Below are 14,825 nucleotides of genomic sequence, written 5' to 3'. Positions count from 1 at the left end.
GCCCGGTCGGAGAGGCGGGCCAGGGCGTCGACGGGGTCGCCGCTGCGGCCGGTGCCCTGGTCCAGGGCCACGCGCAGGGTCCGCCGTGCCATCCGCTCCTCCTCCCGTCGGATCCCGGTGCCGGTGCCGGTACCGGTCTTGTGTGGGCCGCATCACCGCTGGTGGGGCGGCCGCGAAGCCGGGTCCACTCTAGGCGGCGGCCCCCGTCCGAAGTGTGCGTCGGACATCGGATGTTTTGCGCATTTTCTACGGTTTGATGCTTTTCTTTGCGCGTGTGTGCACATATGACCCGAACCCGTGCGTCGGGCCGCCCATCGGTGCGCCCACCCCTGGAACACGGCGGAGGGGGCCGGGAATCCCGACCCCCTCCGTGGGCTCCGTCTCCGTGGGCTCCGTCTCAGGTCAGGAGCGGACCTCGACGGTGTCCTCGGTCTCCAGAGCGGAACGCTTCATGCTGTAGCCGAAGTAGATCGCCAGGCCGACGACCAGCCACACGATGAACGCGACCCACACGCTCACGCCCATGCTGGCCATCATGTAGGCGCAGGCCAGCACGCCCAGGATCGGGGTGACCGGCGCGCCCGGCACCCGGAAGGCGCGGGGCAGGTCGGGGCGGCTGCGGCGCAGCACCAGCACCGCCACGTTCACCAGCGCGAACGCGAACAGGGTGCCGATGGCGGTGGCGTCGGCGAGCGGGCCCAGCGGGATGAACGCGGCCAGGACCGCGATCAGCACCGAGGTGATGATCGTGTTCAGGCGCGGGGTGCCCTTGGCGTCGACCTTGGAGAACGCCTTGGGGATCAGGCCGTCGCGCGACATCACGAAGAGGATGCGGGTCTGGCTGTACAGGACCACCAGGACGACGCTGGCCAGGGCCAGGACGGCGCCGGCGGCGAAGATGACGGCCCAGATCGGGGTGCCGGTGACGTTGGTGAGGATGCCGGCCAGCGAGGTCTCGCCGTCGATGAAGTCGGTCCAGTTCAGGGCGCCGACCGCGGCGAAGGCCACCAGGCAGTAGATGGCGGTCACCAGGATCATCGAGAACATGATCGCGCGCGGCAGGTCGCGCTGCGGGTTCTTGGCCTCCTCGCTGGCGGTGGAGACCGAGTCGAACCCGATGTAGGAGAAGAACAGGGTGGCGCCGGCGGCGCTGACGCCCGCCATGCCCATGGGCATGAAGGGGGCGAAGTTGCCGTCCTCGATGGCGGTGATGGCGATGGCCACGAACATCACCAGGATGGCGATCTTGATGGCGACCATGACGGCGTTGACGCGGCTGCTCTCGCGCACCCCGGCGAGCAGGGCGAACATCGACAGCAGGACGACGATGGCGGCCGGGAGGTTGATCAGCCCGCCCTCCATCGGCCCGGCCAGGACCGCGGACGGCAGGGAGAGACCGGTGGTCAGGTGCAGCAGCTCGTTGATGTACTGCCCCCAGCCCACGCCGACGGCGGCCACGGAGACGCCGTAGGTGAGCATCAGACACCAGCCGCAGATCCACGCCATGAACTCGCCGATGGTGGCGTAGCTGTAGGAGTAGGCCGAGCCGGAGGCCGGGATCATGCCCGCCATCTCGGCGTAGGCCAGGGCGGAGAACAGGGCGGTGATGCCCGCGAGCACGAACGAGATCATGACGGCCGGTCCGGCGACGGGCACGGCCTCGCCCAGGACCACGAAGATGCCGGTGCCCAGGGTCGCGCCGATGCCGATCATGGACAGCTGCCAGAAGCCCATGTGCCGCTGTAGGCCCGCGCCCGCGGCGCCCTCGGTCTCGGCGACGAGCTTCTCCACCGGCTTGCGCCGGGTGAGGCGCTCCCGAAGCGCGGGCGCACCGCCCGGGCGCGCGGGTACCCCGGGGGTACTCGCGGGGGTCTTCTGGTCGACCACGTGTCACTCCTTGTTTCATACGCGGACACACCGCCCCCCGGGCGCGGGCACGCTTCAGTGCCCCGGATGGGGTGCGGTGTGGGGGGACGGGCGTTCCCTTCGTCCCGTTAACAGCGGGAAAACGCCCTCAGCAACGGTAACCGCGTTACCTGGGTAACATGACCCACATTCGTTGCGTCTATCCGGAATTCGCGCGCGAAGCATGCGTTCCAGCGCAAGAAAACGCACATCAACGTGATCGATGCCACATTGGATCACACTGTGTGATGGCACACGGGTGACCTGCACGTATACAGGAAACAACCCTGTCTGAACGGTCCCACCGAACCTGTAACGCACTCGCCCCCGGCACCCTTCCCCGGACTTTCCGGGCGCTCCCGCCCGACGCCCCGCCCCGGCACCGTGCTCCGACACCGTGCCCCCGGCAACACGAACGGCCGCGCCCCCGGTCGGGGACGCGGCCGCTGAAAGCGCGGAAGGCGGGTGTCAGCCGGCGACGGCGACGGTGGGCTCGCCCGGCTCCACCCCGGCCTCGCCCATCTCCTCGGCGATGCGCATGGCCTCCTCGATGAGGGTCTCCACGATCTTGGACTCGGGCACGGTCTTGATGACCTCGCCCTTGACGAAGATCTGCCCCTTGCCGTTGCCCGAGGCCACACCCAGGTCGGCCTCGCGGGCCTCGCCCGGGCCGTTGACGACGCAGCCCATGACGGCCACGCGCAGCGGCACCTCCAGGCCCTCCAGACCCGCGGTGACCTCCTCGGCCAGGGTGTACACGTCCACCTGGGCGCGCCCGCAGCTGGGGCAGGACACGATCTCCAGGCCGCGCTCGCGCAGGCCCAGGGACTCCAGGATCTGCGCGCCGACCTTGACCTCCTCGGCCGGGGGCGCCGACAGCGAGACGCGGATGGTGTCGCCGATGCCCTCGGAGAGCAGGGCGCCGAAGGCGACCGCGGACTTGATGGTGCCCTGGAAGGCGGGACCGGCCTCGGTCACCCCCAGGTGCAGCGGGTAGTCGCACGCCGAGGCGAGCTGGCGGTAGGCGTTGACCATCACGACCGGGTCGTTGTGCTTGACCGAGATCTTGATGTCGCGGAAGCCGTGCTCCTCGAACAGGGAGCACTCCCACAGGGCCGATTCCACCAGCGCCTCGGGGGTGGCCTTGCCGTACTTGGCCAGCAGGCGCTTGTCCAGGGAGCCGGCGTTGACGCCGATGCGGATCGGGGTGCCCGCCTCGCTCGCGGCCTTGGCGATCTCGGCGACCTTGTCGTCGAACTTCTTGATGTTGCCCGGGTTGACGCGCACCGCCGCGCAGCCGGCGTCGATGGCCTGGAACACGTACTTGGGCTGGAAGTGGATGTCGGCGATCACCGGGATCTGCGACTTCCTGGCGATGATCGGCAGGGCGTCGGCGTCGTCGTTGGTGGGCACGGCCACCCGGACGATCTGGCAGCCCGAGGCGGTCAGCTCGGCGATCTGTTGCAGGGTCGCGTTGATGTCGGAGGTGCGGGTGGTGGTCATGGACTGCACGGACACCGGCGCGTCCCCGCCCACGGGGACGTTGCCGACCATGATCTGCCGGGTCTTGCGCCGGGTCGCCAGCGGGCGCGGCGGGGTGGCGGGAATGCCGAGATCGACGGTCGTCACGCTTGATTCACCTCGTCTGCCGCCGGAGGGAGGGGCGGCACTTGGAATTTCGTCCGGTTCACAGAGAAGGCGCCCGGCGCGCTGCGCGGAGCACACGACCGGGGAGACGCCTTGCGGGGCGGCCGTGCGGGACGTACCGCCGTTCCCGGATCGCGCACCCAGGTTACCCGCACCCCGGGGGGTGCCCCGCATCACATGGAACACCCGCACCGGGGCGGATCGGCGCAGACCGGACGGGGTCCGGGCGGCTCCGGGCGGCTCCGGCCGGGGCCGGGCGGCGTCGGCGTGACCGGACCGGCCGCGGCCCTGAGCCGAGGCCGGGGCCGCGGCCGGGGCCGGGGCCGGGCGCGGTCAGCCGAACAGCCGGACCGGGTTGAACAGGTCGGCGATCAACAGGACCACGCTGAACGCCAGGAAACAGGCCACCACGATGTAGGCGACCGGTGTCAGCATGGCCACGTCCACCGGCGCGGGCTCGGGCTTGCGGGTGAGCTTGGCCCAGCCGCGCTTGATCCACTCCCAGATCGCCCCCGCCATGTGCCCGCCGTCCAGCGGCAGGATCGGCAGCATGTTGAAGGCGAACAGGAAGAGGTTCACGCCCGCCAGGATCTGGAGCATGATCGAAACGGTGTCCGCGATGGGCAGCCCCTGGGCCATGATCTCGCCGCCGATGCGGGAGATGCCGACGATGCCCACCGGCGAGTCCGCGGTGCGCTCCTCGCCCAGGAACGCGGCGGCGAACACTCCGGGAATCTTCGATGGCAGCGCGATGAGCGCCTCGCCGACGCCGATCATCATGGCGCCCATCTCCCCGGCCGATTCGGCGAGGGTGAGCGGGGCGCGCTCGGTGGCGAACATGATGCCCAGGAACCCGACCGTCTCCATCTTGTAGACGGGGAAGCCCTGGTCGTCGGTGATCGGGTCGCCGTCGTCGTCGGTCTCGTAGATGAAGCCGCCGTCGGCGTCGCGGGCCGGGAGCTCGTTCTCGATGATCCTGACGGTGACCGGGATCCGCTCGCCGTCGCGCTCGACCACGATCTCGGTGGGCCCCAGCGAGGAGCGGATGAGCTGGTTGGCGTCGTTCCACCCCGGGGTCGGCTGTCCGTCGACCTCGACGATGACGTCGCCCGCGCGCAGCCCCGCCTCCAGGGCCGGGGTGGGCGGCAGGCCCTCGCAGGAGTCGACCTCCTTCTCGATCTCGGCGGAGACCACGCACTCGTTGACCACGCCGATCTGGGTGGTCTGCTGGGGGACGCCGATGCCCATGAAGAGCACGCCGAGCAGGATGGCCGCCAGGATGACGTTCATGCCGGGCCCGGCGAACATGACGATGAGGCGCTTCCAGGGGGCGCGCTGGTAGAACTGCCGGTCCTGGTCCTGCGGCCCGAGCTCCACGTAGGAGGCCTCGCGGGCGTCCTCGGCCATGGCGCGCCAGCGGGAGAGCCTGCGGCCGCTGTCGTCGACGGGTCCGCGCGCCGGCGGCATCATCCCGACCATGCGGACGTAGCCGCCCAGGGGGACGGCCTTGATCCCGTACTCGGTCTCACCGCGGCGGAACGACCAGAGGGTCTTGCCGAACCCGACCATGTACTCGGTGCACTTGATGCCGAACATCTTGGCGGTGCTCAGGTGGCCGAGCTCGTGCCAGGCGATCGAGAACAGCAGGCCCAGCACGAACACGACGATCCCGACCACGGTCAGCAGCAGGACCATGCATCTCTCCCTACACCGGTGTCAGGCCCGGCGTGCGACCAGTTCGCGCGCTCGGGTACGGGCCCATCCGTCAGCGGCGTACACGTCGTCGAGGGTGAGGCCCCCTGGTCGTTGGGACGCTTCACCGGTGCGCTCCGTTCGCTGATGCTCAGAGACTACCCGTGCGACGGTGTCCAGGATCGCCGGGAACGCGAGGTTTCCGGCGAGGAAGGCGTCGACGGCCTCCTCGTTGGCGGCGTTGTACACGGCCGGGGCGGTGCCGCCCGCCTCGCCGACCTCGCAGGCCAGCCGGACGGCGGGGAAGGCCTCGTGGTCCAGCGGCTCGAAGGTCCAGGTCTGGGCCCGGGTCCAGTCCATGCCGGGGGCGGCGTCGGGGACGCGGTCGGGGGCGCTCAGGCCGTAGGCGATGGGGATCATCATGCTGGGCGGGCTGGCCTTGGCGATGGTGGACCCGTCCACGTACTCGACCATCGAGTGGACGATCGACTGCGGGTGCACGACGACGTCGATGCGGTCGAAGGGGATGTCGAACAGCAGGCTGGCCTCGATGACCTCCAGGCCCTTGTTGACCAGGGTCGCGGAGTTGACAGTGATGACCGGCCCCATGCTCCAGGTGGGGTGGTCGAGCGCGTCGGCGGGGGTGACGCGCTCCAGCTCCTCCCGGCGGCGGCCGCGGAAGGGGCCGCCGCTGGCGGTGACGACCAGGCGGCGCACCTCGTCGCGGCGGGCGGTGACGTGCCCCTGGGCGAGGCTGCGCAGTTCGCCCTCCGGGAGGTGGGGGAAGCACTGGGCGAGGGCGAAGTGCTCGGAGTCGACGGGGACGATCTGGCCGGGCCTGGCCAGCTCGCGGACCAGGGGCCCGCCGATGATGAGGGACTCCTTGTTGGCCAGCGCCAGGGTGGTCCCGGCGCGCAGCGCGGCGAGGGTGGACTCCAGGCCCAGGGCCCCGGTGATGCCGTTGAGGACGACGTCGCAGGGCTCGGCGGCGAGCTCGGCGACGCCCTCGGGCCCGGCGAGCACGGTGGCGCGGGAGCCGTGCCCGGCCAGGGCCCGGCGGAGCTCGTCGGCCTTGGCCGGGTCGGCGACCGCCACCCGTGGCACGTCGAACTCGGCGGCCTGCTTGGCGAGCAGGTCCACCCGGCCGCCCCCGGCGGCCAGTCCGGCGACGCGGAAGCGGTCGGGGTTGCGGTGGACGAGGTCCAGGGCCTGGGTGCCGATCGAGCCGGTGGAGCCGAGGAGGACTACGGTTCGCTGCTGTTCTTGTCGCACCCCCCCATTGTCGCGCAAGCCGGGCGCCGCCGCCGGGGGCTGTGGACAACTCGGAACCCGGCGCCGGGGCGGCCGCGGAGCGGACGCCGGGCCACCGCGGAGCGGACACCGGACGGGACCGGACCGGACGCCGCGCACCCGGGGGCCGAGGAACGGAAGGCACACCGGACGGCCCCGGGGCGGCCGCCGGCCCTGCCCCGCAAGGCAACGGGAACCGCGGGTTCACGGGGTCTTTACAAGCGGCGCCCGCTGACCTAACTTAACCGGTGAGTAAGTTACCTCACAGTTACTTGCGACCCCCGTCACTCCATCCCTTCCTTCCGTCCCGTCACCCTGCCCCCGCGACCCCCGGCCGGTCCGACCGCCGGCCCCTCCCCCGATGGCCCTCGGTGGCGCGACGACCCATCGGAAACCTCCCGTCCCCTGCTCCCCCGAGGTTCCCGACACATGCGTTCCCAGACCCCACGCCCCTCTCCCCCGCTGCGCCGGCCCGCCCCCGTCCGGCTGCTGTCGGGCCTGGTGGCGGCCATTCTGGCCGCCGTCCTGCTGACCCCCGCCCCGGCCGCCGCGGCGGTCGGCTCCCAGATCCGCTACGTGACCATCACCAGTCACGACGGCACCAAGCTCAAGGCCAAGGTCATCACCCCCACCGGCGTCGAGGGCCCGCACCCCCTGCTGGTCATGCCGTCCGCCTGGGCCACCCCGCACCTGCTGTACGTCGGCGCGGGCGCCCGGCTCGCCCAGGAGTCCGGCTACCAGGTCGTCACCTACTCCTCCCGCGGCTTCTGGGACTCCGGCGGCGGCATCGAGGTCGCCGGGCCGCAGGACCGGGGCGACGCGAGCGCCGTCATCGACTGGGCCCTGGAGAACACCGACGCCGACCCCGACCGCATCGGCATGGCCGGGATCTCCTACGGCGGCGGCATCAGCCTGCTCACCGCGGCCGAGGACGACCGGATCAGGGCGGTGGCCTCGCTCAGCGGCTGGGCCGACCTCCAGGAGTCGCTGTACCCCAACCACACGGTCGACGTGCAGTCCGCCGAGCTGCTGCTGGGCGCGGCCGCGCTCACCGGCCGCAAGGGCGAGACGCTCCAGAACGTGGAGCGCGCCTACCGCCGCGGCGACATCCGGCCCGCGCTGGACATGGCGCCCGACCGGTCCGCCGCCACCAAGGTCGACCGGCTCAACGCCAACGGCACCGCCGTGATGATGGCCCACGGCTGGAACGACGGCATGTTCCCGGTCGGGCACATCACCGACTTCTACGGCGAGCTGACCGGCCCCAAGCGGCTCATGGTCGCCCCCGGCGACCACGCCACCCAGGAGATCTTCGGCGCGGCCGGGCTGCCCGACGAGGTCTGGGCGGGGGTCGGCGACTGGTTCGACCACCACCTCAAGGGCGAGGACAACGGCGTCGGGACCGCCGACCCGGTCATGGTCAAGCCCAACAACGGGCGCGGGGCCTGGACCTCGCACCCGGACTGGGAGTCGGTGACCGGCGGCGAGCAGACCTTCTACCTGGGCAAGCCCAGCACGGACTGGGCCCGCTGGCAGAACAGCGGCGCGATGGGCGCCGACCCCGCCACCGGGTGGAGCTACGGGGTGCGCACCGGGATCGGCACGACGGCGGAGAGCGGGACCGTGATGCTGAGCGGCGCCCTCCAGCAGTTCTTCGACGTGCCCACCGGCGTTCTGCTGCCCACCGTGGACCGGTACCGGGCCGGGGTGTGGTCGAGCGCGGCCTACCCGAACGGCGCGCGGGTGGCGGGCACGCCGGAGGCGACGTTCACGTTCACGCCCACGGCCAAGAAGCAGTCGGTGTTCGTGTACCTGTACGCGATCGACTCCCACGGCCGGGGCGCGCTGCTGTCGCACGCCCCCTACACGCTGCGCGACGCGGTCCCGGGGCAGCCGGTGACCGTGACGACCGAGCTGTCGCCGGTGGTGTGGGACGTGCCCGCCGGGCACCGGCTGTCGGTCGTGGTGGACACCCGCGACCTGCGGTACGGCAGTGAGAGCACGATCGGGAACCGGGTGACGGTGACCTCGCCCGAGGCCGAGCCCACCCGGATCACCATCCCCTTCGCCTGACCCCGGACCGCTCCGGCGGGGTTTGTGGCACCGCCGCGAACCCCGCCGGACGCGGGACCGGAAACCGGATTGTCCGGACCGGCGGTGCCCCGCACCGCTCCCGCGGCACGGCGCGACCGCCCCGGCCGCCTCCGATACGGCCCCCGTACCGGAGGCGGCCGTTCGCGTTTTCCCGAAAGGCCACGGACACAAACCCAAAGTAGTCATGCGATTACTTCATGTGTGCAAAAATGCGGTCCATGACCTCGTCCACCGCGCACAAACTCCTGGCCGCCCTCGCCGCGGCGGCCCTCGCCGTCGGCGGCCTCGTCTACGCCGACCGGATGCCCGAACCCGCACAGGCCGGCACCGTCCCCGAACGCCTCCACGAGGCGCACGCCGCCCTCGACGAGGCCGACGGGGTGGTACGGCAGAGCGCGGCGGCCACCCCCGAACAGCACCGGGCCGTGCTGTCCTACTGGACCCCCGAGCGCATGGCCGCCGCCCGCCCCATCACCGAACTGCTCGCCCAGACCCTCCCCGACGCGCAGGGGGTCGTCCCCCGCCCCGCACCCGAGCACCAGGCCGCCCCGCGCGACGACAGCACCGGGGACAAGTGGACCGCGGGCGGCCGGGTCGTGCGCACCACCGGCAAGGTGTTCCTGACCATGGACGGGCGCGACTTCACGTGTTCGGCGTCGGTGGTGGACTCCCCCAACCGGAGCACCGTCGTCACCGCCGGGCACTGCGCCAAGGACGGGACCGGCTCCTGGGCGCGCAACTGGACGTTCGTGCCCGGGTTCAGCGACAGGTCCTCGCCCCACGGCCGCTACACCGCCCGCGACCTGCTGGTGTCGCCGGAGTGGTCCAGGCGGGCCGACGACAGCTACGACTTCGCGGTCGCGGTGGTGAACACCGAGGGCGGCCGGACCGTGCAGGACCGGGTGGGCGCGCAGCGGATCGCGTTCGACACGTGGACGGACGCGCAGGTGCGCGACGGGGTGCAGGTGTACTCGTTCGGGTACCCGGCGGCGTCCCCGTACAACGGCCGTGAGCTGCACTACTGTTCGGGCCGCACCCGCGCCGACACCGGCGGGACCACCGCCAACGGGATGCGCTGCGGGATGACGCAGGGCTCCAGCGGCGGGCCGTGGCTGACCGGGTTCGATCCCAAGACGGGGGTGGGCACGGTGTCCTCGGTGGTGAGCTTCAAGTACGCCAACGACCGGCGGACCCAGTTCGGTCCGCGGTTCGGCGCGGAGGCCCGCAAGCTGTACGACCACGCGGCCGGACTGTAGGCCGACCGAACGGAAAGAGCGCGGTGCCCCGTCCCTCGGAGCGCCGCGCTCTCCCCTTTCCCCCGGCGCAGGGCGCCGGGGAGGACTCACAGGCTGATGCCGGTGAGCACCAGGACCCGCTCGTAGGTCAGGTCGGTCATGGCCGCGCGCACGCCCTCGCGGCCCACGCCCGAGCCCTTGACCCCGCCGTACGGCATCTGGTCGGCGCGGAAGGTCGGCACGTCGCCGATGATCACACCGCCCACCTCCAGCTCCCGGTGGGCGCGGAACGCGGTCGGCAGGTCGCGGGTGAACACACCCGCCTGGAGGCCGAAGTCACTGTCGTTGACCGCGGCGAAGGCGGCGTCGGTGTCGGCGACCCGCTGAAGCACCAGCACCGGGCCGAACACCTCCTGGCGCATCACCCGGCTGTCGGCGGGGGCCTCGGCCAGCACCGTCGGCGCGACGGTCACACCGTCGCGGGTGCCGCCGGTGAGCAGCTCGGCACCGCCCGCCACGGCCTCCTCCACCCACTCCTGGACGCGGACCGCGGCGGCCTCGTTCACCAGCGGGCCCACGTCGGTGCCCTCGTCGGCGGGGTCGCCGGTGCCCAGCGCCTCCACCTTCTCGACCAGGCGCGCCACGAACCCGTCGTACACGGCGTCGGTGACGACGACCCGCTGCACGCCGATGCAGACCTGGCCGGCCTGGTTGTTGCCGAACAGGGCGACGCGCGAGGACGCCCAGTCCAGGTCGGCGTCGTCGAGCACCACGGCCGCGGCGTTGCCGCCCAGCTCCAGGGTGACGTGCTTGTGCGGGGCGCGCTTCTGGATCTCCCAGCCGAACGCGCCGCCGGTGAAGGAGATGACCGGGAGGCGGGCGTCGTCGATGAGGCGTCCGGCCAGGTCGTTGGGCATCGGCAGCACCGAGACCGTGCCGGCGGGCAGGTCGGTCTCGGCGATGATCTCGCCCAGCAGCAGCGCGGTCATCGGGGTGGCCGGGGCGGGCTTGAGGATGATGGGGGCGCCGACCGCGATCGCCGGGGCGATCTTGTGGGCGACCAGGTTCAGCGGGAAGTTGAACGGCGAGATGCCGAGCACCGGGCCGTGCGGGACCCGGCGGACCAGGGCCATCCGGCCGGTGCCGCCGGCGTCGGTGTCCAGGCGCTGGAGCTCCCCGCTGTCGCGGCGCGCCTCCTCGGCGGCCCAGCGGAACACGGACACGGCGCGGGCGGCCTCGACCCGGGCCCACTTGATGGGCTTGCCGCTCTCCGCGGTGATCGTCTGCGCGATCTCCTCGGCGCGTTCGCCGATGCGGCGCGAGATGTGGTCGAGGGCGGCGGCCTTGGCGTGCGCGGGCAGCGCGGCGGCCTGGGCCGCCGCGGTGTGCGCGGCGGTGACGGCCTGTTCGACCTGGTCGGCGGTGGGCACGGAGACCCGGCCCGCGACCTGGCCGGTGTAGGGGTTGACGACGGTGAGTTCGCTGTCGCCGGTCGCGGCGGTGCCGGCCAGCCAGAACGGGTGCGTGGACATGGAAGGGACGCTAGTGCCCGGGCACCGTTCACGCCTTGTCCAGACTTGCCAGGACGACACGGCGGATTGGCCGCAATGGAGCATGTCGGTCCCGTCTTCTAGGGTCGTCCCGTACGGCTCACCGCACACCCCATCGCACGCACGCGTGCTCTGACGAAAGGCCCGCCCGTGGGCGTCTCCCTCTACTACAGCGCCAAGCGCGGCACCCCGTTGACCGCGGAGGAGCGCGCGACCGTCGAACGCCTGGTGGACGAGGGCGAGCGGGCCCTGCGGGAGGAGGCCCTGGAGCTGTTCCCGACCTGGCACGAGACCGGGGAGGTGCCCCTGGGGTACCGGTCGCCGGCGGAGGTCTTCGAGGGGCTGTGGCTCTATGAGGAGGAACACCTCTCCGACGGGCAGGTGCTGGCCGGATCCAGCAAGATGCCGCCGCCGGTCTGCGGGGTCGAGCCCCTCCTCGCCCAGCTGCGCCACTACCTGGACGCCCTCACCCGGATGCGGCGCGCCCTGCCCGACGCCCACTGGCACGTTCACGCCGACGACGCCGAGATTCCCTGGGGCGAGGACGGGTACACCCTGGGCGACGGGACCCGGTGAAGACCACCTTCGGTCGCCCGACTGGCGCCGGAGTGTTCTTTCGTACACAGTGGTGGTGAGGGCTCTACCGGCGCGTTCGGGTCGGGTCCTCGGGTCCGCCGCCGACGACGGAAGCCCGGGAGTGCCCATTGCCGCTTGTCTACCGCACGCTCATCGCGGTCCCGGAGGACCACGGGGACCCCATCGCCACCGCGTCGGTCGTGTTGTCCCGGTGGCTGAGCAAACGGGGGAACTCCGGAGCGCGCGTGGACTTCACCGCCTCGGGGCGCTATGAGCTGAGCAACCGCTCCCGGGCGCTGGTGGTGCGGCACGACAACCCCGAGGAGGGCCTGTCCTTCCTGCGGCTGACCACCGAGTCCGACAAACCCGACGGGGTGTGGCGGACGGTCGTCACCGTCGTCGTGGACCCGGAGCTGTCGCCGTGGCGGTACCTGTGGCTCGACATGACCGTGGACACCGCGGGAGCCTCCGAGCAGCCCCGGCTCGACATCATGCCGCCCGAGGCCGCGCGGATGCTGCTGGACGCCCTGCCCGCCCACGACGGCGGCCACCGGGTGCCCCCGGCACCGGTGATCGTGCGCGGCCGCGACGACACCCTGATGGACGCGCTGGTGTCCGCGATCCGCGACCCGGAGCGAAGACTCGCGGTGCTGGCGACCGGCGCCCCCGGCGACGTCACCGTCGCGGACTGGCGCACCGCCATGGCCGCCGCCCTGTCCCGATGTACCGGCATGGGCTCGGTGTACGTGCTGGACTCCGCGGCCCAGGAACGGATCGTGCACCTGCTCCCCGCCGGGATGGACATCCCCTCGGGCGGGGTGCGGACGTTCTTACCCGGCGTCGAGGGCGACCCCTCCCGGCACCCCCGGATGAGCCCGACCACCCTGGACACCGCCCGCGACGGCGAGCGCATCCGCAACTGGGTGGGGGCGGCGCTGTCGCGGCGGGTGCGGGAGAACGCCCTGGAGATCACACTGCCCGACCCCCTCCCCGCGGTGGACGCCCTGCTGGACGAGGAGACCGAGGACCTGCGCCGCGCCCCCACCCCCGAGACCGGGGTGGCCCCCGGGGTGGCCGGGGCGCACCCGGCGGGTGACCCGGGGCAGGCCGCGGAGCTGGCCGCCGCCCAGGAGCTCAAGGCCCTGGAGCTCCAGGTGCAGCGCCTCAAGGAGGAGGTCACCCGGCAGAGCGAGCGGATCGCGGAGCTGTCCGAGGAGCGCCGCCAGCTGCTCGCCGAGACCGCCGACCTGGCCGAGGAGCTGGACGGGGAGCGCGGGCGGCTGCGCGGCGCCCGCTACGAGATCCGGTGGCTGCGCGAACAGGCCCGCGAGGCCGGGCTGTTCCGGCTGGCCGCCGCCCCCGCCCCGCGCGACCCGGCCCGGCGGCCTCCGCACAGCGTGTCCGAGCTGCTGGAGCGGATCACCGACGACACCGCGCTGCCGCACCTGTACTTCACCATCGAGGACCAGACGGTGTACGAGCTGTCCGACAGCCGCAAGGAGTCGCTGTGGGTGACCCGGGCCTGGGAGGCCCTGCTCGCCCTCAACGACTACGCCCGCTACCAGTTCGACAACCCCGACCGGGGGCTGGGGTTCCACTCCTACCTCAAGGAGAACCCCGACGGGTACCGGGTGATCCCCGTCAAGCGGTTGGCGTCGCAGGAGTCCGACCACGTCCGCAACCGGGGCAAGCTCAACGAGAAGCGGTTCTTCCGGGTGCCGGAGGACGTCCACCCCGCCGGGCGGGTGCCGATGTACGCGCACATCAAGCTCGACATCGAGTACGGGATCTGCCCGCGGCTGTACTTCTTCCCCGACCTGGGGCCCGGGACCACCAACCGGGTGTACATCGGGTACCTGGGGCGCCACCTGCCGGTGCAGCAGTCCAACTGACGCCGCATACCCTGGGCCCGTGATGGGAACGAGCACCGGGGCCGTACGGGCCGTGGAGGTACTGGCGGAGGAGACGTGGCGCGGGCGCGCCCGCCGCCACGAGGAGCGGGTGGACGCGCTGACCGCCGACCACCTGCGGCGCCGCCGTGCGGGCGAGCGCCACCCGGTGGAGGACTTCCTGTTCACCTACTACAACCTCAAGCCCGCCCGACTGCGGCGCTGGGACCCCGGGGTGGGCGCGGTGCTCGCCGGGGAGGGCGCGCGGGAGCGGCTCAAGGAGCGGTTCGCGGTGGCCGTCCCGGAGGGTGTGGGGCTGGACGCGGCGGCGTTCCTGGCGGCCCGGCCGGTGGTCGGGTTCGTGGAGGGGCTGCTGTCGGCGGTCGCCTCCCGGCCCGCCCACCTGGGGTGTTTCGGGCTGCACGAATGGGCGATGGTGTACCGCACCCGGGAGGTGCGGCACGGGCAGGTGCCGCTGAGGCTGGGGGCCGAGGGGACCGACCGGGTGGTGGAGTCGCACCGGATCCGGTGCTCGCACTTCGACGCGTTCCGGTTCTTCACCGAACCGGCGCGGCCGCTCAACACGCTCCAGCCCACACGCGAGGCGCAGGCCGAGCTGGACCAGCCGGGCTGTTTGCACGCCAACATGGACCTGTACAAGTGGGCGTACAAGCTGTCCCCGGCGGTGCCGTCGGAGCTGGTGGTGGACTGCTTCGAGCTGTCCCGCCAGATCCGGGAGCTGGACATGCGGGCCTCCCCGTACGACCTGGCGGAGTGGGGGTACACGCCGGTGCGGATCGAGACGGCCGAGGGCAAGGCCGAGTACATGGACCACCAGGAGGGGTTCGCCGAGCGCGGCGCGGTGCTGCGCGGGCGGCTGCTGGACGTGTGCCGCGCCCTGCGCGCGGCCGCCGCCTGAACAAGAGGCCGCCCTGGAACGACGGCGC

10 protein-coding genes are annotated in these 14,825 nt (G+C 72.2%); 5 read left to right on the top strand and 5 right to left on the bottom strand.

The annotated features are described in order from the left end of the window. Positions 1 to 402 precede the first annotated feature (402 nt). From ACJOT3_RS09440 to dxr, 4 genes are all read right to left on the bottom strand, one after another. Positions 403 to 1,887, bottom strand: coding sequence for an amino acid permease (locus tag ACJOT3_RS09440; RefSeq protein WP_406970965.1), 1,485 nt, complete (start codon positions 1,885 to 1,887; stop codon positions 403 to 405). A 486-nt stretch (positions 1,888 to 2,373) separates the two neighbouring features. Beyond that, on the bottom strand, positions 2,374 to 3,534 hold the full coding sequence (ispG, locus tag ACJOT3_RS09435; RefSeq protein ID WP_406970963.1) for a flavodoxin-dependent (E)-4-hydroxy-3-methylbut-2-enyl-diphosphate synthase: 1,161 nt from the start codon (positions 3,532 to 3,534) through the stop codon (positions 2,374 to 2,376). A gap of 351 nt (positions 3,535 to 3,885) precedes the next feature. Then, entirely contained in the window at positions 3,886 to 5,247 is a 1,362-nt protein-coding gene (locus tag ACJOT3_RS09430; RefSeq protein ID WP_406970961.1) for a M50 family metallopeptidase, read from the bottom strand. Positions 5,248 to 5,268: 21 nt separating this feature from the next. Further along, positions 5,269 to 6,516, bottom strand: coding sequence for a 1-deoxy-D-xylulose-5-phosphate reductoisomerase (gene dxr / locus ACJOT3_RS09425; RefSeq protein WP_406970959.1), 1,248 nt, complete (start codon positions 6,514 to 6,516; stop codon positions 5,269 to 5,271). A 447-nt stretch (positions 6,517 to 6,963) separates the two neighbouring features. Between dxr and ACJOT3_RS09420 the strand changes: the two genes are divergently transcribed. Together ACJOT3_RS09420 and ACJOT3_RS09415 are read left to right on the top strand one after the other, a co-directional pair. Next, complete coding sequence (locus ACJOT3_RS09420; RefSeq protein WP_406970957.1) at positions 6,964 to 8,607, top strand: alpha/beta fold hydrolase; 1,644 nt, start codon at positions 6,964 to 6,966, stop codon at positions 8,605 to 8,607. Positions 8,608 to 8,846: 239 nt separating this feature from the next. Further along, a complete protein-coding gene (locus tag ACJOT3_RS09415) occupies positions 8,847 to 9,884 on the top strand; it encodes a trypsin-like serine peptidase (protein WP_406970955.1) in 1,038 nt (345 codons plus the stop codon). Positions 9,885 to 9,970: 86 nt separating this feature from the next. Here ACJOT3_RS09415 and ACJOT3_RS09410 read toward each other — a convergent pair whose 3' ends face one another. Beyond that, positions 9,971 to 11,395 (bottom strand): aldehyde dehydrogenase family protein, encoded by a 1,425-nt coding sequence (locus tag ACJOT3_RS09410; RefSeq protein ID WP_406970953.1) that lies wholly within the window; start codon positions 11,393 to 11,395, stop codon positions 9,971 to 9,973. Positions 11,396 to 11,563: 168 nt separating this feature from the next. On the opposite strand from ACJOT3_RS09410, the gene ACJOT3_RS09405 reads away from it, so the two are divergent. The 3 genes from ACJOT3_RS09405 to ACJOT3_RS09395 all read left to right on the top strand — a co-directional run bounded on the left by ACJOT3_RS09405 (position 11,564) and on the right by ACJOT3_RS09395 (position 14,797). Further along, positions 11,564 to 11,989 carry a hypothetical protein gene (locus tag ACJOT3_RS09405; RefSeq protein ID WP_406970951.1) on the top strand — a complete coding sequence of 142 codons (426 nt, stop codon included), beginning with the start codon at positions 11,564 to 11,566 and terminating at the stop codon, positions 11,987 to 11,989. Between the two features lie 128 nt (positions 11,990 to 12,117). Then, positions 12,118 to 13,881, top strand: a complete 1,764-nt coding sequence (locus ACJOT3_RS09400) for a coiled-coil domain-containing protein (RefSeq protein ID WP_406970949.1) — start codon at positions 12,118 to 12,120, stop codon at positions 13,879 to 13,881. A 22-nt stretch (positions 13,882 to 13,903) separates the two neighbouring features. Further along, positions 13,904 to 14,797, top strand: coding sequence for a 3-methyladenine DNA glycosylase (locus tag ACJOT3_RS09395; protein ID WP_406970947.1), 894 nt, complete (start codon positions 13,904 to 13,906; stop codon positions 14,795 to 14,797). The last annotated feature ends 28 nt before the right edge of the window (positions 14,798 to 14,825 follow it).

It is taken from the genome of Nocardiopsis protaetiae (assembly GCF_045446735.1).
GTDB classification, from domain to species: domain Bacteria; phylum Actinomycetota; class Actinomycetes; order Streptosporangiales; family Streptosporangiaceae; genus Nocardiopsis; species Nocardiopsis protaetiae.
Note: the sequence above shows the minus strand (reverse complement) of the source record. Positions and strands in the feature narration are given on the sequence as shown.